Origin of the sequence: Paraburkholderia podalyriae (genome assembly GCF_014397785.1) — a bacterium.
Taxonomy (GTDB): domain Bacteria; phylum Pseudomonadota; class Gammaproteobacteria; order Burkholderiales; family Burkholderiaceae; genus Paraburkholderia; species Paraburkholderia podalyriae.
In genome coordinates this window covers 1-246 of sequence record NZ_VZQQ01000373.1, presented here as the reverse complement: position 1 = coordinate 246, position 246 = coordinate 1, and the positions used below count along the sequence as shown (strand labels likewise).

General features: G+C 50.0%; 1 protein-coding gene. It reads left to right on the top strand.

Annotated features, from left to right (window positions below; genetic code table 11):
- Window positions 1-6: 6 nt before the first annotated feature.
- Window positions 7-246: transposase (locus F6X42_RS43345; protein WP_187639806.1), on the top strand; the 240-nt coding region annotated here is incomplete at its 3' end.

The window sequence follows — 246 nt, the reverse complement described above, 5'->3', positions numbered from 1 at the left end:
AGCGAGATGAAGCGGTTCGTTCAAGGCGACAATCGTACACAAAGCTTTCTCCTCCCCGAAGCACTTGACGACTACGTCACGGACACCAATCCCGTGCGCGTAGTCGATGTTTTTGTAGATGAACTTGATCTTCAGAAACTCGGTTTTGAAGGAATCGAACCAGCGCTGACCGGCCGACCTTCGTACCATCCGGAGGTGATGCTCAAGATCTACATCTACGGTTATCTGAACCGTATTCAATCCAGT